This window comes from Streptomyces sp. NPDC048392, assembly GCF_043200575.1.
In the GTDB taxonomy this organism is placed as follows: Bacteria; Actinomycetota; Actinomycetes; order Streptomycetales; family Streptomycetaceae; genus Streptomyces.
This window is the reverse complement of the sequence record NZ_JBICYB010000011.1, coordinates 147,818-168,009: the sequence shown is the minus strand read 5'-3', so window position 1 is coordinate 168,009 and position 20,192 is coordinate 147,818. Positions and strand designations below refer to the sequence as shown.

The following is a 20,192-nucleotide window of genomic DNA, read 5'->3' as shown; positions in this document are numbered from 1 at the left end:
TCAGCACGCGTAACTGTGCTTAGGGTGTGCGCATGTTGAGAGGATCCGTCTTCATATCCGACCGGCCGAGCCGCGACGGAGGCCGCCGGTGAACAAGCCGCTGAGGGCCGTGGCGATCTTCTGCGGACTGCTGGTGCTGGGTCTGCTGGTCCGCGCGAACTGGCTGCAGTACGTACGGGCCCCGGAGCTGGCCTCCGACACCAAGAACCGGCGGGTGCAGATCGAGCAGTTCGCCACCCCGCGCGGCGACATCATCGTCGGCGGCCGGGCGGTCACCGGCTCCAAGGAGACCGAGAGTACCGACCTCAAGTACAAGCGCACCTACGCCGACGGGCCGATGTACGCGCCGGTGACGGGCTACGCGTCGCAGGCCCAGGGCATGACGCTGCTGGAGAAGACCTACGACGGCATCCTCACCGGGAAGGACGACCGGCTGGCCTTCCAGCGGTTCGCCGACGTGGTCAGCGGTGAGGGCCGGCGGGCCGGTTCCGTGGTCACCACCATCGACCCGAAGGCGCAGAAGGCCGCCTGGGACGGGCTGACCGGCCTGAAGGGCGCACGGGGAGCCGTGGTCGCGCTCGACCCGCGGACCGGGAAGGTGCTGGCGCTGGTCTCGGCGCCCTCCTACGATCCGTCGGCGTTCGCGGGCGGCACCTTCAAGGAGTCCGACCGCTTCGTGGCGCTGGACAAGAAGAAGAACAAGCCGCTGGCCAACCGCGCGCTGCGGGAGACCTACCCGCCGGGCTCCACCTTCAAGATCCTCACCGCGGCCGCCGCGCTGGAGCACGGCATCGTCACCGACGTCGACGCCCGCACGGACGCCGTCTCCCCGTACCCGCTGCCGCAGTCCAGCAACAGGATCGGCAGTGAGGCCGGGGACGCGGTCTGCGACAAGGCCTCGATGAAGACCGCCATGCAGTACTCCTGCAACAACGTCTTCCTCGACGCCGCGGCCGAGCTCGGGCAGGACAAGCTGCGCGAGACGGCCCAGAAGTTCGGCTTCAACGAGGACGTGTACTCCGACGACTTCGGCGACCTGCTCGCCACCAAGAGCCTCTACCCCGAGAACCTCGACGCGCCGGGCACCGCGCTCACCGGCATGGGGCAGGGCAGCCTCACCAGTACGCCGATGCAGATGGCCATGGTCACCGCCGGGCTCGCCAACGACGGAAAGGTGATGCAGCCCTACATCGTCGACGAGGTCAAGGGCCCGGACCTCGACACCCTGGAGAAGACCGAGCCCGCGGTGCTGAGCGAGGCGGTCTCCGCCGAGACCGCGCAGAAGGTCCAGCAGATGATGGAGTTCACCGCCAAGGAGGGCAGCGCCCGCCGCGCCCAGATCGACGGCGTCACGGTCGGCGGCAAGACCGGCACCGCACAGCGTGGGGTCGACGTGAACGACGAGGTGCCGTACGGCTGGTTCGTGTCCTACGGCAAGAAGGGGGACGGGTCCTCCGTCGCGGTCGCCGTGTTCATCGACCCCACCGACATGGACATCTCCCGCGCGGACATCTCCGGTGGCGGGCTCGGTGCGCCCATCGCCCGGAGTGTCATGAAGGCGGTCCTGGAGTCGTGACGCCGTCGCGGGCGGCGTCGCGTCAGGTCCTCGTCGCGTCGTAGGCCCCGCGGGCCCGCTCGACCGCCGCCATCCGCCGCTCCGTCCAGCGCGCCAGCTCCCGGACCTGCTCGGCGGCCTCGCGGCCGAGATCGGTGAGGGAGTAGTCCACGCGGGGCGGGATCACGGGCCTGGCGTCCCGGTGGACCAGGCCGTCGCGTTCCAGCGTCCGCAGGGTCTGGGCCAGCATCTTCTCGCTGACCGAGCCGATCTCCCGGCGCAGTTCGCCGAAGCGGTGGCCGCGGTCCAGCAGGGCGATCAGGGCCAGGGTGCCCCAGCGGCTGGTGATGTGCTCCAGGAGCAGGCGCTCGGGGCACATCGCTTCACTTTCTGACATGCCCGTACGGTACGTCCGGGCGGGCGCTCACCGTGAGTGAGCGCCAGCCCGGTCGTTGTCGTCCGGTCGTTGTCGTCCGGTCGTTGTCAGTGGTGCCCTCTAGTGTCGACGGAGATGGCACAGGCATGGAAGTGCGCGGGGCTGCGGTGGGCGGCGGACGGTCCCGTGCTGACGTGGGTCGGGGGGCGGCGCAGTGTGCCGGCCCGGGGGAAGCGGGTGGCCTTCGGGGTCGTCGAGGGAGGTGTGCGGACTTGTGTGGGAGCACGGGGGCACGCGTGTCCGGTGCGGGCCGGCGTGCCGGGGCGGAGTACGGGGGCGCGGTGCGAGGAGTGCGCGCGGCTGGACCGGGCCCACTCGGTGGCCGCCGACACCATGGCGGACGATCCGCGGCCGTACCGCGTCTATCTGGCGTGGTTCGGTCCGGGGCTCGTCAAGGTGGGGATCACGGCGCGGGAGAGGGGAGCGGCCCGGCTGCTCGAGCAGGGAGCCGTGTGCTTCAGCTGGCTGGGCTGCGGGCCGCTGATGGCCGCGCGCCGGACCGAGGAGCTGCTGCGGGCCGCACTGGGCGTGCCCGACCGCATCGCGTACGCCCACAAGCGCGCGGTGCGGGACGGGTTGCCCGAGTCGGAGGCGGAGCGGACGGCCGAGATCGCCGGGTTGCACGCACGGGCGGTCGCGCTCGGCGGCTGGCCGGAGTCGCTGGCGCCGGAGCCGTTCCGGGCCGTCGACCACGCGGGCGTGTTCGGGATCGCGGGGGCGGAGCGCGGGCCGGCCGCGGTGGCGGAGGTGGTCGAGCTGGTGGCGGGCGGGGCGATCGGGGGCGAGCTGGTGGCGGCCGCCGGGCCGGATCTGCATCTGGCGACGGAGCGTGGCGTCGTGGTGCTCGACACACGGCTGATGACGGGATGGGAGCTGGTGCCGGCCGAGGGCGAGCCGTGCACCGTGCCCCTGCGGGAGCTCAGACGAGCGGCCGGAGTACAGGACGGGCTGTTCTGACCCCGCGCCTGGGCCGCCCCCCGACACCCCCTTGCTTCATGGGACCGCGGGGCGCGATCGTGACCGCATGAGTGATCACGAGGCCGGGCAGGTCCGCCGGTTCTGGGAGGGCCTCGGCCTGCCCGGACTGGTCGACGTGCACACGCACTTCATGCCCGAGCGGGTGCTGCGCAAGGTCTGGGCCTACTTCGACGCTCTCGGGCCGCTGACCGGCGGGGTCGAGTGGCCGATCACCTACCGGCAGGAGGAGGACGAACGCGCCGCGCTGCTGCGTGGGTTCGGAGTACGCGCCTTCACCGCCATGCTCTACCCGCACAAGGCGGGCATGGCCCGGTGGCTGAACGACTGGGCGGTGGACTTCGCCCGCCGGACACCCGACTGCCTGCACACCTCCACCCTCTTCCCCGAGCCCGGCGTCGAGGCGTACGTCCGCCGGGCCGTCGAAGCGGGGGCGCGGGTCTTCAAGGCGCATGTGCAGGTGGGGGCCTACGACCCGGCCGACGAGCTGCTCGACCCGGCGTGGGGTGTGCTCGCCGAGGCGGAAATCCCCGTCGTCATCCACTGCGGATCCGGACCGGCGCCCGGCAAGCACACCGGACCCGAGCCGATCGGGCGCGTCCTGGCGCGGCATCCCCGGCTGCGACTGGTCGTCGCGCACCTCGGGATGCCCGAGTACGAGGACTTCCTGGACCTCGCCGAACGGTACGGCGAGGTGCGGCTGGACACGACCATGGCGTTCACCGACTTCAGCGAACGTCTCGCCCCCTTCCCGCGCCGCGCGCTGCCCCGGCTGGCGGACCTCGGCGACCGCGTTCTGCTCGGTTCGGACTTCCCCAACATCCCTTACCCCTACCTGCACCAGCTGCACGCCCTGGAGCGGCTGGAGCTGGGGGACCAGTGGCTGCGCGGGGTCTGCCACGACAACGCGGCCCGGCTGTTCGGGCTGCCGGGACGCTGAGCTGCCCGCCGGTCGCGCACGGGGGCGACGGGCACGGGCCCGCTGGGTACCGGCCGCCGTCCTGCGGAGACCTTCGGCGGGCTGCGGACGGCGCGGGCGAACCGGCCCGCCGCTGGCCGACGCACCGCGACCCCGGACGGGACGGCGTCGAGAGGCACCGCCGGCCGGAGGGGGCTGCGCCGGCCCGCGCCGCAGGCACCGCGGTCGAGGTGCTGGTCGCGCACCTCACCCCCGCGGCGGCGGGACGGACCGGCGAGACCGTGGGGCCGCACCCGACGGGCCGTACCGGGTAGTCCCTGCGGCTTTCTCAGAGAAATCACAGCTTGGGGAAAGGGTGCTCTCAGAGCGCCCCGACATCGTGTCCGCCATGACCACGACCTCGCCCCAGGGGCGCACCGAACTGCTGAGGCCGGACGGGAGCCCCGTCCGGGTGCTTGTAGTGGACGACGAGCTGTCCATCACGGAACTGCTGTCCATGGCCCTGCGCTACGAGGGCTGGCAGATCCGCAGCGCCGGGGACGGCCACGGTGCCGTTCAGGCCGCGCGCGAGTTCCGGCCCGACGCCGTCGTGCTGGACATGATGCTGCCCGACATGGACGGGCTGAGCGTGCTGGGGCGGCTGCGCCGCGACCTGCCGGACGTGCCGGTGCTGTTCCTGACCGCCAAGGACGCCGTCGAGGACCGCATCGCGGGGCTGACCGCCGGCGGGGACGACTACGTCACCAAGCCGTTCAGCCTCGAGGAGGTCGTCGCCCGGCTGCGCGGACTGATCCGGCGCTCCGGCGCCGCCGACCGGCGCTCCGAATCCGTGCTGGCCGTCGGCGACCTCACCCTCGACGAGGACAGCCACGAGGTCACCCGGGGCGGCGACGGCATCCACCTCACCGCCACCGAGTTCGAGCTGCTGCGCTTCCTGATGCGCAACCCGAGGCGCGTGCTGAGCAAGGCGCAGATCCTGGACCGCGTGTGGTCGTACGACTTCGGCGGCCAGGCCAACGTCGTGGAGCTGTACATCTCCTACCTGCGCCGGAAGATCGACGCCGGTCGCGAGCCGATGATCCACACCCGGCGCGGTGCCGGTTACCTGATCAAGCCCGCGGTGTCATGAGCGGGTGGCGGCGACCGCGGCCGCGGACCCTGCGGACGCGGCTCGTCGTCGCGTCCGTCGCGCTGATCGCGGTGGTGTGCGCGGTGATCGGCACGGTGACGACGGTGGCGTTGCGCTCGCATCTGTACGAGCAGCTGGACGGGCAGTTGGGCGAGGTCGTGACCCGGGTCTCCGGCTTCGGGCCGCCGGGTGGGCCCCAGGCCGGTGGCGGGGACAAGGGTCCGCAGCGGATGGACCTCGACGAGTTCGTCACCCGCGGACCGCAACCGCGCCGCACGGTCGTCGCCGACGTACGCGACGGTGTCGTCGTCGACGCCGAGTTCGGCCAGAAGGACGAGGACAGTACCGACTTCAGCGGAATGACGGCGGTATCCCTCAGCTCGGCGCAGCGTGCCGCGCTGGCATCGGCCCCCCGGGACGGCGACGCGCACACCGTCGAGATCCCCGGCCTCGGCGACTACCGCGTGCAGTACCGCGCGGGCACCAACGGCAGCTACTACGCCGCCGTCCCGACCGACGACGTCACCGAGACCATCAACACCCTGCTCATCGTCGAGGCCAGCGTCACCGCCGCCAGCCTCGTCGCCGCCTCCCTCGCCGGTGCCGTCATCGTCGGCGTCGCCACCCGCCCCCTGCGCAGGGTCGCCGCCACCGCCACCCGGGTCTCCGAACTCCCGCTGCACGCCGGCGAGGTGAACCTCGACGAGCGGGTTCCGGAGTCGGAGTGCGACCCGCACACCGAGATCGGCCGGGTCGGTGCCGCGCTCAACCGGATGCTGAACCACGTGCACGGAGCGCTGCACGCACGGCAGGTGAGCGAGACACGGGTACGGCAGTTCGTCGCCGACGCCAGTCACGAGCTGCGCACACCCCTGGCCTCCATCCGCGGCTACGCCGAACTCACCCGCAGGGGACGCGAACGGGTCGGCCCCGACACCCGGCACGCGCTGGGTCGTATCGAGTCCGAGGCCGGCCGCATGACCCTGCTGGTCGAGGACCTGCTGCTGCTCGCCCGCCTGGACACCGGACGGCCGCTGGAGTTCGGGCGGACCGATCTCGTACCGCTCGTCGTGGACACCGTCAGCGACGCCCGCGCGGCCGGCCTCGACCACAACTGGCGGCTCGACCTGCCCGACGAACCGGCCCTCGTGTCGGCGGACCCCGCCCGGCTCCAGCAGGTGCTGGTCAACCTGCTGGGCAACGCCCGCAACCACACCCCGCCCGGTACGACCGTCACCGCGCGCGTGCGACGCGGTGGGGCGTGGCTGTGCGTGGACGTGGCGGACGACGGGCCGGGCATCCCTGCCGAGTTGCTGCCGCACGTCTTCGAACGGTTCGCGCGCGGGGACTCCGCGCGGTCCCGCACGACCGGCTCGACGGGCCTCGGGCTCGCCATCGTGCAGGCGGTGGCGACCGCGCACGGCGGCGGTGTGACGGTCGACAGCGCGCCGGGGCGGACGGTCTTCACCGTGCACCTGCCCACCACGGCAGGGCCGGGCGGCACGCCGCAGCACGCGCAGGCCCAGCACACGCAGGCACAGCATGTGCGGGCACAGCATGTGCGGGCATCGCCCGCGCATGAACCGCTCGCGCCAGCACCGCCCGCGCAAGCACCGTACTCACAGGCACAGCACAGTCTCACCACACGGGTGCGACAGGAGAGTTGAGAAGAGTCGGTCCCATGCGAACCGACTCTTCTCCCGGCTCCCTGCCGGCGCGGGAGCATCTCCCGGCCGCAGGAGCCGGTGTTCCTGTCCTGGACGTAGTGATCCCCGTCTACAACGAGGAGAAGGACCTCGGGCCGTGCGTCCTGAGACTGCACGAGCACCTCACGCGGACGTTCCCGTACGCCTTCCGCATCACGGTCGCCGACAACGCCTCCAGGGACGGCACTCCGTACGTCGCGGCCCGGCTGGCGGCTGAGCACGCGGCGGTCCGGTCCGTCCGGCTGGAGCAGAAGGGCCGGGGCCGGGCCCTGGGGGCCGTCTGGTCGGCCTCGGACGCCCCGGTCCTGGCCTACATGGACGTGGACCTCTCCACCGACCTGAACGCGCTGCTGCCGCTGGTGGCCCCGCTGATCTCCGGTCACTCGGACCTCGCGATCGGCTCGCGGCTCGCCCGCAGCTCGCGGGTGGTGCGCGGCGCCAGGCGGGAGTTCATCTCCCGTACCTACAACCTCATCCTGCGCGGCTCCCTCCAGGCCCGCTTCTCCGACGCCCAGTGCGGCTTCAAGGCGATCCGCCGGGACGTGGCCCAGGTGCTGCTGCCGCTGGTGGAGGACACCGGCTGGTTCTTCGACACCGAGATGCTGGTGCTCGCCGAACGCGCCGGCTGCCGGATCCACGAGGTGCCGGTCGACTGGGTCGACGATCCGGACTCGACCGTGCACATCGTGAAGACGGCGACCGAGGACCTCAAGGGTGTGTGGCGGGTCGGCACGGCGCTGGCCACCGGTTCGCTGCCGCTCGACCGGCTGGCCAGGCCCTTCGGCGACGACCCGCGCGACCGGGACCTGACCGGCGTGCCGCAGGGGCTGGCCCGGCAGCTCGTCGGTTTCTGCGTCGTCGGTGTCCTGTCCACGCTCTTCTACCTGCTCCTCTACAGCGGCTTCCGCCTCTTCACCGGCTCGCAGGTCGCCAACGCGCTCGCCCTGCTGGTCTCCGCGGTCGCCAACACCGCCGCCAACCGGCGCCTGACCTTCGGAGTGCGGGGGCGGAGCGGGGCCGTGCGGCACCAGGCACAGGGACTGGTCGTCTTCGGCATCGGCCTCGCGCTGACCAGCGGTTCGCTCGCCGCCCTGAACGCGGCGACGGCCGACCCGGACCACTCCACCGAGCTGGCGGTGCTCATCGCCGCCAACCTCGCGGCCACCGTGCTGCGCTTCCTGCTCTTCCGCGCCTGGGTGTTCCCGGACGCGCCGCACCCGGCCCCCGCCCCGCACCCGGCCCCCGCACCCCCGGCCCACCTTCCGGATCCGTACCGCACCTGGAGCGACGCCACCGTGCGGCTTCAGCCGGTGCCCCCCGCCGACACCGACCCGAGGGACGTCCGATGACGACGCACCACGACCCGGCCGCTTACGCCGACGACACGCGCACCCCCGGCAGCGAGGACTGGGGAGCGCCGTCGGCGGCGCCGCCCGCCCACCGGCAGCCCCGGCGGCCCCGGCGGCCCCGGCGGCCCCGGCTCGCCCGGCTGTGGCGCGGCCGTCCCGAGGACCCGCGCCGGATACGCCCGGCCCTCCTCGGCCTCCTGCTGGCCACCGCCCTCCTCTACGTCTACAACCTGAGCGCCTCCGGCTACGCCAACTCCTTCTACTCGGCGGCCGTGCAGGCGGGCAGCCAGTCCTGGAAGGCGTTCTTCTTCGGCTCCCTCGACGCCGGCAACGCCATCACCGTCGACAAGCCCCCGGCCGCGCTGTGGCCGATGGCACTGGCGGTGCGGATCTTCGGCCTCTCCTCCTGGTCGGTCCTCGTCCCCGAGGTACTGATGGGGGTGGGCACGGTCGCCGTCGTGTACGCCGCCGTGCGCCGCCGGTCCGGCCCCGCGGCCGGACTGATCGCCGGTGCGGTGCTGGCGCTCACGCCCGTCGCCGCGCTGATGTTCCGGTTCAACAACCCGGACGCGCTCCTCGCGCTGCTGATGTCCGTGGCCTGCTACCTCGTCGTACGGGCGCTGGAGGACGGCCGGACCAAGTGGCTGGTATGGGCGGGCGTCGCGATCGGCTTCGCCTTCCTGGCCAAGACCCTCCAGGCCTTCCTGATCCTGCCCCCGCTCGCCCTCGTGTACGGCGTCTGCGCGCCGGTGCGGCTGAAGAAGCGCCTCGGACAGCTCGCCCTCGCCACCCTCGCGATCGTCGTCTCCGGCGGGTGGTGGGTGGCGATCGTGGAGTGGTGGCCTGCGTCGTCCCGCCCGTACATCGGCGGCTCGCAGAACAACAGCTTCCTGGAGCTGACCTTCGGCTACAACGGCCTCGGCCGGCTCAACGGCGAGGAGACCGGCAGCGTCGGCGGTGGTGGCGGCATGGGCGGCGGTGGCGGCGGGCAGTGGGGCGAGACCGGCTGGGACCGGATGTTCAACTCCGAGATCGGCGGTCAGATCTCCTGGCTGCTCCCGGCCGCCCTGATCCTGCTCGTCGCGGGTCTGATCGCCACCCGGGGCGGCGGCCGGACCGACACCGCTCGCGCGTCCTTCCTGGTCTGGGGCGGCTCGCTGCTGATGACCACGGCCGTCTTCAGCTACATGGCCGGAATCTTCCACCAGTACTACACGGTGGCCCTCGCGCCCTACCTGGCGGCGGTCGTCGGCATGGGCGCGGCGGCGCTGTGGGAGCGGCGCGAGCGGATCTGGGTGCCGCTCGCCCTCGCCGCCGCCGTCACGGCGAGCGCGGTCTGGGGGTACGTCCTCCTCGACCGCACGCCCGACTACCTGCCCTGGCTGAGGTTGTCCGTCCTGGTCGGCGGGCTGGTCGCCGCGCTGGGGCTCGTCTTCGCCGGTCGGCTGGGGCGGCGGACCGCCCTCGCGGCGGCGGGGCTGGGCCTCGTGGCGTCGCTGGCCGCGCCCACCGCGTACACGCTGAGCACCGTGCGCCAGGGGCACAGCGGCTCCATCGTCACGGCCGGTCCGTCCGGCGCGAGCGTGATGGGCGGTGGCGGCGGCCGGGGCGGTGGTCCCGGAGGCGGCGGCTTCCCGGGCGGCGGGAACGCGCCCGGCCAGGGTCAAGGTCAAGGCCAGGGCGGTCCCGGCAACGGCGGCTTCCCCGGCGGCGGCACCGCTCCGGGCCGCAACCAGCAGGGCAACGGCGCCCCCGGCACCGGCCAGACCGCCCCGAACGGGCAGAACGGGCAGAACGGGCAGACGGCCCAGAACGGCCGGACCGGCGAGGCCGGCCGTATGGGCGCAGGCGGCATGGGCGGGCTCCTCGACGGCGCCCAGGTCGACTCCGCGGCCAGGAAGCTGGTGGCGGCCGACGCCGAGGACTACACCTGGGCCGCGGCCGCCATCGGCTCCCAGAACGCCGCGAGTTACCAGCTCAGTACCGGCGACCCGGTGATGGCGATCGGCGGCTTCAACGGCACGGACCCCTCGCCGACCCCGGCCCAGTTCAAGAAGTACGTGGCGGACGGCAGGATCCACTACTTCATCGGCGGCGGTACGGGGGGCGGCATGGGTGGCGACGGCTCCGGCGCCTCGTCCCGGATCACCTCGTGGGTCGAGGCCAACTTCGAGGAGGTGACTGCCGGCTCGGCCACCTTCTACGACCTGACCCGTCCGACGACCTGACCGCCCCCGACGACCTGGCCCGCCCCCGACGGCCTGACCGGCCCGACGACCTGGCCGCGGCGCCCACCGCCCCGATGCCGCCCGCCCGCACCGCGCCGCGCCCCTCCCGGGAACGCCCGGCATGGACCGGCACCGGAGCCATCGAGGTGGGTGCGCGGGGTGAAGGCGGGCGGCAAGGGACTGCGGGCCGGTGTCCGGCCGGCGGGGGCCGCCGGCGCGGGCGGCGCGCTGGGCCGGGCGTCCGGTCCCGACCGGGAGCGGACCGGCACCGGGTGACCGGCGCCTTCTCCGCCGTCCTCGGGTTCGCCCACGGCCACGCACCGTCGAGAGCCGCTTCCTCCTCCGGGCCGAGGACACCGGTCGCGGTCCGACCGACGAGTACTTCCGGCACTCCACGGGCGCGGTTGGAGGCGCCGTACCCGGCGGGCGTCGTCGAGGGGCCGCGGGACATCATGGCGGCGCGCGGTGGCGGCACCGTCGCGGAGATGCCCGACCGGGACGTCGAGTCCGCCCCCGACCTGCTAGTGGCGGGCATCGATGCGGTGGCCGGAGGGGGCTGACCCGGCCTCAGCCGTCCGCCGACAGGCGCGCCGGGAAGCCGCCCGTCGCCACCGGGCCCCACTTCTCGGGTGTCACCCGGACGATGGACTTGCCCTGCTCGACCATGGCACGCCGGTACTCGTCCCAGTCCGGGTGCTCGCCGGAGATGTTGCGGAAGTACTCCACGAGCGGTTCCACGGAGTCGGGCGAGTCGATGACCTCGGCCGTGCCGTCGATCTGCACCCAGGGGCCGTTCCACTCGTCGCTGAGCACGATGAGGCTGACCCGCGGGTCACGGCGCGCGTTGCGGGTCTTGGCCCGCTCCGGATAGGTGGAGACCACGATCCGGTCCGAGTCGTCGACGCCGCAGGTCAGCGGCGACCCCTGGGGGCTGCCGTCGGCCCGCCGGGTGAGCAGGATCGCCCGGTGCCGGGGACGTACGAAGTCCAGCAACTCGTCCAGCGGGACCCGGGTGTTCGTCGCGATGTTCGGTGCCATGGCGCCAGCCTAGGCCGCGGCCCCGCGCTCCGCCGCCCCGCGCTCCGTGCGCAGCGCCTCCGCGAGGTTGTCGTACACCGGCACGTCGCGGCGCAGGCCGGACAGTTTCAGTACGCGGCTCGGTACGCCCTGCTGGGCGGCGACCACCCGCAGCCGGGTACGGCCGGGCAGACCGCGGCGTACCGCGTCGAGGAGCCGGACGCCCTGGCAGTCCATGAAGCGGGTCGCCGAGAGGTCCAGGACGAGCAGGCGCAACGCGTCGGGCCGCTGGTCCACGGCGGCCATGATCAGGGGCAGCAGCCCCGTGGCGTTGCAGAAGTCGACCTCGCCGGGCATCGTCAGCACGGCGCACCCGGGTGGGTCACATGGTGCGCACGGCTCGCAGGGTCGGGGGTGGAAGGTCACAGCACTCACCTGACAGACGTCCGTCGGGTTCCGGCCGGGCCGCTTCCTGACCCAGCCCTCATTCCACCACGCGGCGCGACGCCGTGGAAGGCGCCCGCCCGGTACTTCGGCCGGGCGTCACCGGCTCGCAACCAAGCAGCTAAAGTGCTGTTCGTCCTGTGCTCGCAGTCGGGAATGTGCTGCGGAGCTCTCCTGCGCACGGCCGTGAGGCCGTGCACGCCGAAGAGGTTCGTGGTGGCTGCGTCCGAATTTACTGATTTGCCGCGTTTTCCGGCGGGTTTCGAGCTGGCCGACGCCCTGACGGTGGCGGCCCGGCAGCTGCACGGGGCGGGTGCCCCGGGCGACACTCTGAGCACCGCGGCGGCGCTGACGGTGCGTCTGCTGCCCGGTGCGGAGCAGGCGGGCATCTCGGAGATCCAGCGCGGCGGCAGGCTCCGCACGCTCGCCTGGACGGACGAGGCAGTACGGTTCGCGGCCGAGCCCCGGCAGGGGGACCGTGAGCCGCACCCGGACTGGGAGCACCTGTGGACCACGCCCGTGGTGCGGACGGACGACAGCGAGGCCGACGGCGGTGGCAACCTCCTGTCCGGGCTCGGGCTGCGCTCGGCGTTGTCCCTGCGGCTGCGCGCCGACCGGCGCCGCCTGACCGTGCTGACCGCCTACGCCCGCAAGCCGCAGGCCTTCGGCGAGGACGCCACCCGCATCGGCCGGCTGTTCACCGCGCACGTCTCCCTCGCCCTGGACTCGGCGACCGTGCGCGAGCAGCTCACCGAGGCGATGCGCACCCGGGATCTGATCGGCCAGGCCACCGGCATCCTCATGGAGCGCCTGAACATCGACGCGGCCGGCGCCTTCGAGTCCCTGGTCAAGGCCTCCCAGCGGGAGAACGTGAAACTGCGCGACCTGGCCCGCCGCATCGTGGACGCCAACTCCGGCACGGGGGGACGAGGAGTGGGCGAGCGGTGACGGGACATTCGTACGGACATGACCTCGCGGAGCACGGAGACGCTTGACCACGCCATGGCGCACAGCCAGGGTCTCGACACCCTGCTGCGCGACCTGACCGACCGGGCGGTCCTGCAGGTGCCCGGCGCGGACGCCTGCTCGGTCACGGTGCGCCGTGCCGACCGGCTGATGACCCTCGCGGGCAGCACCGGTCTGCCCAGCGGCCTGGACCTGCGCCAGTACGAGAACGGCTCGGGCCCCTGTGTGGACGCCGCCGAGACGGGAAGCGCGCAGTACGCCCCCGACCTGGCCGCCGAGGCCCGGTGGCCCGCGTACACGGAGTACGCGCTGACCACCGGCGTGCGCTGTGTGCTGGCGCTGCCGCTGGCCGTCGAGGGCGAGACGGGCGCCGCGCTCAACCTCTACGGTCTCCGGCCCGGCTCCCTGGCCCAGGGGCTGGACGCGGCCCGCGCCTTCGCGGAGCGGATCGCGCACGCGGTGAACGAGGCCCTGCGCATCGAGCGGCAGCAGGCCTCGGCGGCCGACGTGCGCACCGCCCTGCTCTCCCGCAGCATCATCGACCAGGCGGTCGGCATGCTCATGGCCCGGGAGCGCATAGACGCCCACCGGGCCCTGGAGCGGCTGCGCCGGGCATCACAGGACCGGAACGTCAAGCTGCGGGAGCTGTGCGCCCAGATGGTGGACCGGGTGTCCGGCGGCGCCTCACGCGGCCGGCAGTGACTCCCCCTGGACCGCCTGGACGTCCAGCTCGACCCTGAGCGTCGTACCGATGGCGGCGATGCCGGCCTGGACGACCTGGTTGTAGTTCATGGCGAAGTCCTCGCGGTGCAGTTCCGTCGTCGCTCGGAAGGCCGCCCGGGTGCCGCCCCAGGGGTCGGCGCCGGTGCCGAGGTAGGCCAGGTCCAGGTCGACCTGGCGGACGACGCCGTGCAGGCCCAGCTCGCCGCGGACGGTCCAGCGGTCGGGGCCGGTCTCGCTCACCCGGGTGGAGCGGTAGGTGATCTCCGGGTACCGCTCGACGTCCAGGAAGTCCGCCGAGCGCAGGTGGGTGTCGCGCATGCCGTTGCCGGTGTCGATGGAGGCCGCCCGGATCACCGCCTCCACCCGTGACTTGGTGACGTCGTCCGGCGCGATCTCGACGGTGGCGGTGAAGTCGGTGAAGCGGCCGCGCACGCTGGAGATGCCGAGGTGCTGGGCGACGGCGGCCACGCTGGAGTGCGCCGGGTCGACCGTCCACGGTCCCGGCGGCGGCAGTTCCGCGCCGCCCTGGCGGGCCAGCGTCAGCGTGCCGACCTCGGCCCGGCCGCTCGCGGTGACGATCGCGCTGGAGGCGGCGGGTGCGTAGCCGACCGCGGTGACGATGACGGTGTACGCCCCCGGAGTGAGCGGAGTGGTGTCCCGCACGGCGCCCTCGGGGTCCGCCTCGGCGCGCAGCACCTGGGTGCCGGTCATGTCGGTCACCGTGACGACCGCGTGCGACACGGCCCATCCGTCCCGCGTTCGGATCCTCGCGGTCAGTGCCATCCCGTTTTCTCCCTGCAAAGGCTCGGAAACTGGTCGTGAAGAAGCCGGCCCGTGGTGGGCGGGCGCACCTCCGCTCGGAGCGCGCACGCCACCACGGGCCGGGGTCCTGCTACTCGCCGGGGTGGGCGAGCTCGATGTCGTGGCCGTCGGTACCGGGTCCCGCGACCGTCAGGGCGGTGGCCACCGGCGGGTAGCCGGTCGCGATGACGGTGTACTCACCGGCGTCCAGGTCGGTGAAGGCGTATGCCCCGTCCGCGCCGGTGGTGGCCGTACCGACCACGTTGCCCGCCGCGTCGACCAGGGTGACGCGGGCGTCGGCCAGCGGGCCGTGCGGTGCCCGCACGACGCCCTGGACCTGGGCGCCGGCCTGGAGGTCGACCTCGACGCGGGTGACGCCGGTGCCGCCCACCTCCAGGGGCAGGGCGCGCGGCCGGAAGCCGGCGGCGTTGACCGCGACGGTCACCGTGCCGGGCACCAGCTCGGTGAAGGCGAACTCGCCCTGCTCACCGGTGGCGGCGCTGGCCAGCAGGTCACCGCGCACGTCGGTCACGATCACCATGGCGTCCTTGACCGGCAGTCCGCCCTCCACGGCCCGCACCAGGCCGGTGAGCCCGCTGGTGCCGCTGAGCAGGATGTCGTAGGCGACCGGCTCGCCGTCGACGACGACGGTGGAGGCCTGCGGCTGGAAGCCGTCGGCCGAGGCGATCAGCACGTACGACCCGGCGCTCGGCGCGTCCAGGGCGTAGGAGCCGTCGGCCTGGGCGACGGACCGGCCGAGCTGGCGGCCGGCCAGGGAGATCAGCGTCACGGCGGCCTGCGGGACCGGGGCGGACTCGGCGCCGCGCACGAAGCCGCGGACCGCGAGGCCACCGGGGAGGGGCCCCCGCGGTTCACCGGACCCGGCCGTCGTGGCGGCGGCGAGCGGCTGCGTGGCCGCCGGTCCGGCCGTGGTGGCGGCGGCGGCGAGCGGCTGCGTGGCCGCCGGTCCGGCCGCCGTGGTGGCAGAGGCGACCGGCGCGTCCGAGGCGACCGGCGTGTCCGACGCACCGGAGGGCGCCGCCGGTCCGGCCGCCGTCGCACCGGCCGGGACCGGCTCGTCGGCGACGCGGGTGGCCTCCGCGGGGGCTCCCGCCACCGGCGGGGCGGCCTCCGCCGAGGACTCCGCGGCCTGGGCGAGGGCGCCCTTGGTACGCAGCGGGATCTCCTTGATGAACAGCGTCACCAGGAAGGCGAGCAGGGCGATCGGCGCGACGTACAGGAAGATGTCGGCGATGCCGTGCCCGTAGGCGCTCTCCAGCCACTCGCGGATGCCGGGGGGCAGCAGGTCCATGTCGGGGATCGCGCCGCTGCCGGAGGCCTTGGCGGCCGCCGCCTGCTCCTGCGGGCTGAGCTGCCCGATGGTGTCCGAGGCGTAGTGGCTGATCCGGGTCGACATGACGGAGCCGAGCACCGAGACGCCCACCGCGCCGCCGAGGGACCGGAAGAAGGTGACCGTGGAGGACGCGGCGCCCAGGTCGGCCACGGACACCTGGTTCTGCGTGCAGAGCACCAGGTTCTGCATCATCATGCCGACGCCGAGGCCCATCAGCGCCATGAAGATGCCGATGCGCCAGTACGGGGTGTCGTAGCGCATGGTGCCGAGCAGGCCCAGGCCCGCGGTCAGCAGCACACCGCCGGCCAGCAGCCAGCGCTTCCACTTGCCGGTCTTGGTGATGACGATGCCGGAGACCGTCGACGAGACGAACAGGCCGCCGATCATCGGGATCGTCATGACACCCGACATGGTCGGGGACTTGTCCCGGGCCAGCTGGAAGTACTGGCTGAAGTAGACGGTGCCCGCGAACATCGCGATACCGACGAACAGCGAGGCCAGCGAGGCCAGGGTGATGGTGCGGTTCCTGAACAGACGCAGCGGGATGATCGGCTCGTCGGCCTTCGACTCGACGAAGAGGAAGACCAGCGTCAGCACGATCGCGCCGCCGACCATCGCGCCGGTCTGCCAGGACATCCAGGAGTACTTGTCGTCGGCGAAGGTGACCCAGACGAGCAGCAGGCAGACGGCCGCGGTGACGAAGAAGGCGCCGGCCCAGTCGACCTTGACCTGCCGCTTGATCACCGGCAGGTGCAGCGTCTTCTGCAGCACGATCAGCGCGAGGATCGCGAAGGGCACACCGACGTAGAGGCACCAGCGCCAGCCGAGCCAGCTGGTGTCGGTGATGACGCCGCCCAGCAGCGGGCCGCCTACGGTGGCGACGGCGAAGGTGGCGCCGAGGTAGCCGGAGTAGCGCCCGCGCTCACGCGGGGCGATCATCGCGGCCATGATGATCTGGGCCAGGGCGGACAGACCGCCGGCGCCCAGGCCCTGGATGCCGCGCGCGGTGATCAGCATCGCCGGGTTCTGCGCCAGACCGGCCACGACGGAGCCGAGGACGAAGACGACCAGGGCTATCTGGACCAGGGCCTTCTTGCTGAACAGGTCCGCGAGCTTGCCCCACAGGGGGGTGGACGCGGTCATCGTCAGCAGCGAGGCGGTGACGACCCAGGTGTAGGCGCTCTGGCCGCCCCCGAGGTCCCCGATGATCTCGGGCAGGGCGTTGGTGACGATGGTCGAGGACAGGATCGCGCAGAACATGCCGAGCAGCAGCCCGGACAGTGCCTCCATGATCTGCCGGTGCGTCATCGGAGCGTCTCCGGTGGAGCCTCCCCCGTGCTTGGCATGAGCCCGCACACCGGCCGGTGTGGTCGTTGCCATGGACTTCCTTTGCTTACGTGGTGATCGAGGGTGTACGGGTGGACTGGTCGTCCCCGGACAGTGCGGGAGGCCGGGCCGTGGGGGCCCGGCAGTCGTCGAAGCTGGCCCTGAGACGGGCCATGAGCCGGGAGAGCTGGCCGACCTCGTCGTCGGACCAGTCGCCCAGGCGGTGGGAGAGCAGCTGGGTGGTCCGCTCGGCGATCTCGTCGAGCTGCTCCTGCCCGGGGGGCGTCAGGCGCAGGATGCGCGAGCGCTTGTCCGCGGGGTCGGGGATGCGTTCGATCCAACCCCGCTCGGCGACGTGGGCGACGTGGCGGCTGGTCACCGACATGTCCACCGCGAGCAGCTCCGCGAGCCTGCTCATGCGCATGTCCCCGTGGCGGCCGAGCAGTGTCAGTACGGCGACGGACCCGCCGGGACAGTCGGACGGCAGCAGCCGTCCCATCTCCCGCTTCACGGCGCCGAAGGCGCTGAACTGGCGGATCAGCTCCTCGTACTGCGCCTTCCCGGCCATGTGCACCTCCCGATTCGTTGCTTAGGGCAACCATAAGTTCAGTTGGTTGCTACAGGCAAACAAAAACGGTCAGCGCGGCATAAAAAGTTGGCAAAGACAAGTATTGCGAAAGTAAACGCGCAGGTGATGGGTGGTGACCCCGGTGAAGGGCAGTCGGCGGCCCCGCACTTGGGCCGCACCCGCGGATTCGCTAGTGTCTCGGCCCATGGCTAACAACCAGGGCCCCCAGGGCACCAACGACCCCGCAGGCAGCACCCAGATGTTCCGCGCGTTCGTCGACGACGCCCCGCAGGCCCGGCAGGCGGCCCCCGCCGCCCCCTCCGGACCCCGCGTCGGCCTGATCGTCGGCATCGTGGCCGCCGTGATCGTCGTCGCGGCCGTGGCCTGGCTGGCGCTCGGCTAGGACGGCACCGGCCCGTACGACGGCGACCGCCGCGGCACCCCCGAGGTGCCGCGGCGGTCGCCGGGCTGTCGTACCGACGGCTGTACCGACGGCTGGACCGACGGGCTGGACCGACGGTCGCGGGCCGCGGGCTCAGTCGGAGACGAGACCCTCGCGCAGCTGCGACAGGGTCCGGGTGAGCAGCCGGGAGACGTGCATCTGCGAGATGCCGACCTCCTCGCCGATCTGCGACTGGGTCATGTTGGCGAAGAAGCGCAGCATGATGATCCGGCGCTCCCGGGGCGGCAGCTTGGCCAGCAGCGGCTTGAGGGACTCGCGGTACTCCACCCCCTCCAGCGCCGTGTCCTCGTAGCCCAGGCGGTCCGCCAGCGAGCCCTCGCCGCCGTCGTCCTCCGGGGCCGGGGAGTCCAGCGAGGAGGCGGTGTAGGCGTTGCCGACCGCGAGGCCGTCGACGACGTCCTCCTCGGACACGCCCAGCACGGCGGCCAGCTCGCCCACCGTCGGGGAGCGGTCCAGCTTCTGGGACAGCTCGTCGCTGGCCTTGGTCAGTGCCAGGCGCAGCTCCTGGAGGCGGCGCGGGACGCGCACCGACCACGAGGTGTCGCGGAAGAACCGCTTGATCTCGCCGACCACGGTCGGCATCGCGAACGTCGGGAACTCCACGCCCCGTTCGCAGTCGAAGCGGTCGATCGCCTTGATCAGGCCGATGGTGCCGACCTGGACGATGTCCTCCATCGGCTCGTTGCGGGAGCGGAAGCGCGCGGCGGCGTAGCGCACCAGCGGGAGATTGAGCTCGATCAGGGTGTCCCGGACGTAGGCACGCTCGGGGCTGTCCTGGTCGAGGGCGGAGAGCCGCAGGAACAGGGAGCGGGACAGGGTGCGGGTGTCGATGGCCTCCGTGGCCGGAAGGGTCTGGGCCGGCACGGCGTCGAGGTCTGCCACGGCTTCGACGGCCCGAACGCCGTCGGGACCGACGGAATCGATGGGGCCGAGCGCCTCGATCGTGACGGGCGCGGTCTCGCTCTCCGCGAGCGCGAGCACCTTCGAGCTGCCCTGTTCTGCGGACATGCCACCCCCTTTGGGTCGCGGGACGGTCACGGCACACGCTCCCATGCCGGGAACGCAGCCTTCACCTGAATACCGGAGCCGGAGCTTCGGCAAACGCGTCTCCGGCAGAATGTCACATGTCGGCAACGCGCTGTAGTGACATGTCGACATCCGAGATGCGAATACCCCCTGGAAACAGGGGGTCTGACGGTCTGTCGGACCGGTTCCACCCGCAACGGCCCTGGTGAGCGATTCGCCCTCACCGGTGATCCCTCGCTCGCGCTTTCGACTCCCCCCGGAGTCCCTCCCGAGGTTACGCGTCGATCCGGTTCGCGGACCTCAACCGCTGGAAACTACGCGCCAGTAGCCGCGAGACGTGCATCTGGGAGACGCCGAGTTCCGCACTGATCTGCGACTGGGTCAGGTTGCTGTAGTAGCGCAGCAGCAGGATGCGCTGCTCGCGCTCCGGGAGCTGGACGAGCAGGTGCCGCACCAGGTCGCGGTGTTCGACTCCGTCGAGGGCGGGGTCCTCGTAACCGAGCCGGTCGAGCAGTCCGGGCAGCCCGTCGCCCTCCTGGGCGGCCTCCAGCGAGGTGGCGTGGTAGGACCGCCCCGCCTCGATGCAGGACAGCACCTCCTCCTCGGTGATGCGCAGCCGCTCGGCGATCTCGGCGGTCGTCGGTGAGCGCCCGAAGGCGGTCGTGAGGTCCTCGGTGGCGCTGTTGACCTGCACCCACAGCTCGTGCAGCCGGCGCGGTACGTGCACCGTGCGGACGTTGTCGCGGAAGTACCGTTTGATCTCGCCGACGACGGTCGGCATCGCGAAGGTCGGGAACTGCACGCCGCGTTCCGGGTCGAAGCGGTCGATGGCGTTGATGAGTCCGATGGTGCCGACCTGGACGACGTCCTCCATCGGCTCGTTGCGGGAGCGGAAACGCGCGGCGGCGTAGCGCACCAGAGGGAGATTGGCCTCGATGAGCGCCGCGCGCACCCGGTCGTGCTCCGGCGTACCCGGGGTGAGGTCCTTCAGCTCGCCGAAGAGCACCTGGGTCAGTGCCCGGGTGTCGGCGCCCCGGCTGCGCTGCGGCGCGGGTGCCTCCGGGGCCTGGGCGGGCGGCGCGGGCGGTGCTTGAGGCGCAGTACTGGCCGGCACGGTCAACTCCACCTCGTGATCTGTCAACTCTTCCGTCAACTCATCCGTCAAAAGCGGTCATAGCATCACAAGACATGCCCACTGTGTGCAAGC

General features: G+C 72.5%; 20 protein-coding genes. 12 read left to right on the top strand and 8 right to left on the bottom strand.

All coding sequences use genetic code 11. The features are described from left to right. Positions 1 to 88 precede the first annotated feature (88 nt). Positions 89 to 1,576 (top strand): peptidoglycan D,D-transpeptidase FtsI family protein, encoded by a 1,488-nt coding sequence (locus tag ACGFYH_RS17745; RefSeq protein ID WP_393804044.1) that lies wholly within the window; start codon positions 89 to 91, stop codon positions 1,574 to 1,576. Positions 1,577 to 1,598: 22 nt separating this feature from the next. Here ACGFYH_RS17745 and ACGFYH_RS17740 read toward each other — a convergent pair whose 3' ends face one another. After that, the gene (locus ACGFYH_RS17740) at positions 1,599 to 1,952 is read right to left on the bottom strand and encodes a winged helix-turn-helix transcriptional regulator (RefSeq protein WP_393804043.1); all 354 of its coding nucleotides are present in this window, start codon (positions 1,950 to 1,952) and stop codon (positions 1,599 to 1,601) included. 114 nt (positions 1,953 to 2,066) lie between these two features. Here ACGFYH_RS17740 and ACGFYH_RS17735 point away from each other — a divergent pair, with 114 nt between their 5' ends. From ACGFYH_RS17735 to ACGFYH_RS17700, 8 genes are all read left to right on the top strand, one after another. Next, positions 2,067 to 2,948, top strand: a complete 882-nt coding sequence (locus tag ACGFYH_RS17735; protein ID WP_393804042.1) for a DUF2797 domain-containing protein — start codon at positions 2,067 to 2,069, stop codon at positions 2,946 to 2,948. 67 nt (positions 2,949 to 3,015) lie between these two features. Beyond that, the gene (locus tag ACGFYH_RS17730) at positions 3,016 to 3,906 is read left to right on the top strand and encodes an amidohydrolase family protein (RefSeq protein ID WP_393804041.1); all 891 of its coding nucleotides are present in this window, start codon (positions 3,016 to 3,018) and stop codon (positions 3,904 to 3,906) included. Positions 3,907 to 4,273: 367 nt separating this feature from the next. Then, the gene (locus ACGFYH_RS17725) at positions 4,274 to 5,014 is read left to right on the top strand and encodes a response regulator transcription factor (RefSeq protein WP_393804040.1); all 741 of its coding nucleotides are present in this window, start codon (positions 4,274 to 4,276) and stop codon (positions 5,012 to 5,014) included. After that, a complete protein-coding gene (locus ACGFYH_RS17720) occupies positions 5,011 to 6,681 on the top strand; it encodes an ATP-binding protein (RefSeq protein WP_393804039.1) in 1,671 nt (556 codons plus the stop codon). Before ACGFYH_RS17725 ends, ACGFYH_RS17720 begins: the two co-directional genes overlap by 4 nt. Positions 6,682 to 6,695: 14 nt before the next feature. After that, positions 6,696 to 8,069 (top strand): glycosyltransferase, encoded by a 1,374-nt coding sequence (locus ACGFYH_RS17715; protein WP_393804038.1) that lies wholly within the window; start codon positions 6,696 to 6,698, stop codon positions 8,067 to 8,069. Beyond that, positions 8,066 to 10,297 (top strand): ArnT family glycosyltransferase, encoded by a 2,232-nt coding sequence (locus ACGFYH_RS17710; protein ID WP_393804037.1) that lies wholly within the window; start codon positions 8,066 to 8,068, stop codon positions 10,295 to 10,297. Before ACGFYH_RS17715 ends, ACGFYH_RS17710 begins: the two co-directional genes overlap by 4 nt. A 150-nt stretch (positions 10,298 to 10,447) precedes the next feature. Then, positions 10,448 to 10,573 carry a hypothetical protein gene (locus ACGFYH_RS17705; protein WP_393804036.1) on the top strand — a complete coding sequence of 42 codons (126 nt, stop codon included), beginning with the start codon at positions 10,448 to 10,450 and terminating at the stop codon, positions 10,571 to 10,573. Positions 10,574 to 10,701: 128 nt separating this feature from the next. Next, positions 10,702 to 10,857, top strand: a complete 156-nt coding sequence (locus ACGFYH_RS17700) for a hypothetical protein (protein WP_393804035.1) — start codon at positions 10,702 to 10,704, stop codon at positions 10,855 to 10,857. A 7-nt stretch (positions 10,858 to 10,864) separates the two neighbouring features. Here the strand turns inward: ACGFYH_RS17700 and ACGFYH_RS17695 are convergent, their stop codons facing one another. Together ACGFYH_RS17695 and ACGFYH_RS17690 are read right to left on the bottom strand one after the other, a co-directional pair. Beyond that, complete coding sequence (locus ACGFYH_RS17695; protein WP_393804034.1) at positions 10,865 to 11,335, bottom strand: PPOX class F420-dependent oxidoreductase; 471 nt, start codon at positions 11,333 to 11,335, stop codon at positions 10,865 to 10,867. A gap of 9 nt (positions 11,336 to 11,344) precedes the next feature. After that, positions 11,345 to 11,740 carry an STAS domain-containing protein gene (locus ACGFYH_RS17690; RefSeq protein WP_393804033.1) on the bottom strand — a complete coding sequence of 132 codons (396 nt, stop codon included), beginning with the start codon at positions 11,738 to 11,740 and terminating at the stop codon, positions 11,345 to 11,347. A gap of 258 nt (positions 11,741 to 11,998) precedes the next feature. Between ACGFYH_RS17690 and ACGFYH_RS17685 the strand changes: the two genes are divergently transcribed. Beyond that, positions 11,999 to 12,706 (top strand): ANTAR domain-containing protein, encoded by a 708-nt coding sequence (locus tag ACGFYH_RS17685; RefSeq protein ID WP_393804032.1) that lies wholly within the window; start codon positions 11,999 to 12,001, stop codon positions 12,704 to 12,706. A gap of 18 nt (positions 12,707 to 12,724) precedes the next feature. Beyond that, on the top strand, positions 12,725 to 13,426 hold the full coding sequence (locus ACGFYH_RS17680; protein WP_393804031.1) for a GAF and ANTAR domain-containing protein: 702 nt from the start codon (positions 12,725 to 12,727) through the stop codon (positions 13,424 to 13,426). On the opposite strand, the gene ACGFYH_RS17675 is transcribed toward ACGFYH_RS17680, so the two are convergent. The 3 genes from ACGFYH_RS17675 to ACGFYH_RS17665 all read right to left on the bottom strand — a co-directional run bounded on the left by ACGFYH_RS17675 (position 13,409) and on the right by ACGFYH_RS17665 (position 17,496). Continuing rightward, entirely contained in the window at positions 13,409 to 14,230 is an 822-nt protein-coding gene (locus ACGFYH_RS17675; protein ID WP_393804030.1) for a YceI family protein, read from the bottom strand. The genes ACGFYH_RS17680 and ACGFYH_RS17675 overlap by 18 nt on opposite strands. 109 nt (positions 14,231 to 14,339) lie before the next feature. Further along, positions 14,340 to 16,982, bottom strand: coding sequence for an MFS transporter (locus tag ACGFYH_RS17670; RefSeq protein ID WP_393804029.1), 2,643 nt, complete (start codon positions 16,980 to 16,982; stop codon positions 14,340 to 14,342). Positions 16,983 to 16,995: 13 nt separating this feature from the next. Further along, entirely contained in the window at positions 16,996 to 17,496 is a 501-nt protein-coding gene (locus ACGFYH_RS17665; RefSeq protein WP_393804028.1) for a MarR family winged helix-turn-helix transcriptional regulator, read from the bottom strand. 205 nt (positions 17,497 to 17,701) lie between these two features. Here ACGFYH_RS17665 and ACGFYH_RS17660 point away from each other — a divergent pair, with 205 nt between their 5' ends. Further along, entirely contained in the window at positions 17,702 to 17,899 is a 198-nt protein-coding gene (locus ACGFYH_RS17660; protein WP_393804027.1) for a hypothetical protein, read from the top strand. 132 nt (positions 17,900 to 18,031) lie between these two features. Here ACGFYH_RS17660 and ACGFYH_RS17655 read toward each other — a convergent pair whose 3' ends face one another. Continuing rightward, positions 18,032 to 18,967 carry an RNA polymerase sigma factor SigF gene (locus tag ACGFYH_RS17655; protein WP_393804026.1) on the bottom strand — a complete coding sequence of 312 codons (936 nt, stop codon included), beginning with the start codon at positions 18,965 to 18,967 and terminating at the stop codon, positions 18,032 to 18,034. Positions 18,968 to 19,259: 292 nt separating this feature from the next. Beyond that, positions 19,260 to 20,099, bottom strand: a complete 840-nt coding sequence (locus tag ACGFYH_RS17650; protein WP_393804025.1) for an RNA polymerase sigma factor SigF — start codon at positions 20,097 to 20,099, stop codon at positions 19,260 to 19,262. Between the last annotated feature and the right edge of the window lie 93 nt (positions 20,100 to 20,192).

Excerpts from the sequence above, each read along its gene's own strand:
- ACGFYH_RS17740 (WP_393804043.1), bottom strand. The coding sequence starts at position 1,952 with ATGTCAGAAAGTGAAGCGATGTGCCCCGAGCGCCTGCTCCTGGAGCAC.
- ACGFYH_RS17735 (WP_393804042.1), top strand. The coding sequence starts at position 2,067 with ATGGCACAGGCATGGAAGTGCGCGGGGCTGCGGTGGGCGGCGGACGGT.
- ACGFYH_RS17730 (WP_393804041.1), top strand. The coding sequence starts at position 3,016 with ATGAGTGATCACGAGGCCGGGCAGGTCCGCCGGTTCTGGGAGGGCCTC.
- ACGFYH_RS17725 (WP_393804040.1), top strand. The coding sequence starts at position 4,274 with ATGACCACGACCTCGCCCCAGGGGCGCACCGAACTGCTGAGGCCGGAC.
- ACGFYH_RS17720 (WP_393804039.1), top strand. The coding sequence starts at position 5,011 with ATGAGCGGGTGGCGGCGACCGCGGCCGCGGACCCTGCGGACGCGGCTC.
- ACGFYH_RS17715 (WP_393804038.1), top strand. The coding sequence starts at position 6,696 with ATGCGAACCGACTCTTCTCCCGGCTCCCTGCCGGCGCGGGAGCATCTC.
- ACGFYH_RS17710 (WP_393804037.1), top strand. The coding sequence starts at position 8,066 with ATGACGACGCACCACGACCCGGCCGCTTACGCCGACGACACGCGCACC.
- ACGFYH_RS17695 (WP_393804034.1), bottom strand. The coding sequence starts at position 11,335 with ATGGCACCGAACATCGCGACGAACACCCGGGTCCCGCTGGACGAGTTG.
- ACGFYH_RS17680 (WP_393804031.1), top strand. The coding sequence starts at position 12,725 with ATGACCTCGCGGAGCACGGAGACGCTTGACCACGCCATGGCGCACAGC.
- ACGFYH_RS17675 (WP_393804030.1), bottom strand. The coding sequence starts at position 14,230 with ATGGCACTGACCGCGAGGATCCGAACGCGGGACGGATGGGCCGTGTCG.
- ACGFYH_RS17670 (WP_393804029.1), bottom strand. The coding sequence starts at position 16,982 with ATGGCAACGACCACACCGGCCGGTGTGCGGGCTCATGCCAAGCACGGG.
- ACGFYH_RS17665 (WP_393804028.1), bottom strand. The coding sequence starts at position 17,496 with ATGGCCGGGAAGGCGCAGTACGAGGAGCTGATCCGCCAGTTCAGCGCC.
- ACGFYH_RS17660 (WP_393804027.1), top strand. The coding sequence starts at position 17,702 with ATGGCTAACAACCAGGGCCCCCAGGGCACCAACGACCCCGCAGGCAGC.
- ACGFYH_RS17655 (WP_393804026.1), bottom strand. The coding sequence starts at position 18,967 with ATGTCCGCAGAACAGGGCAGCTCGAAGGTGCTCGCGCTCGCGGAGAGC.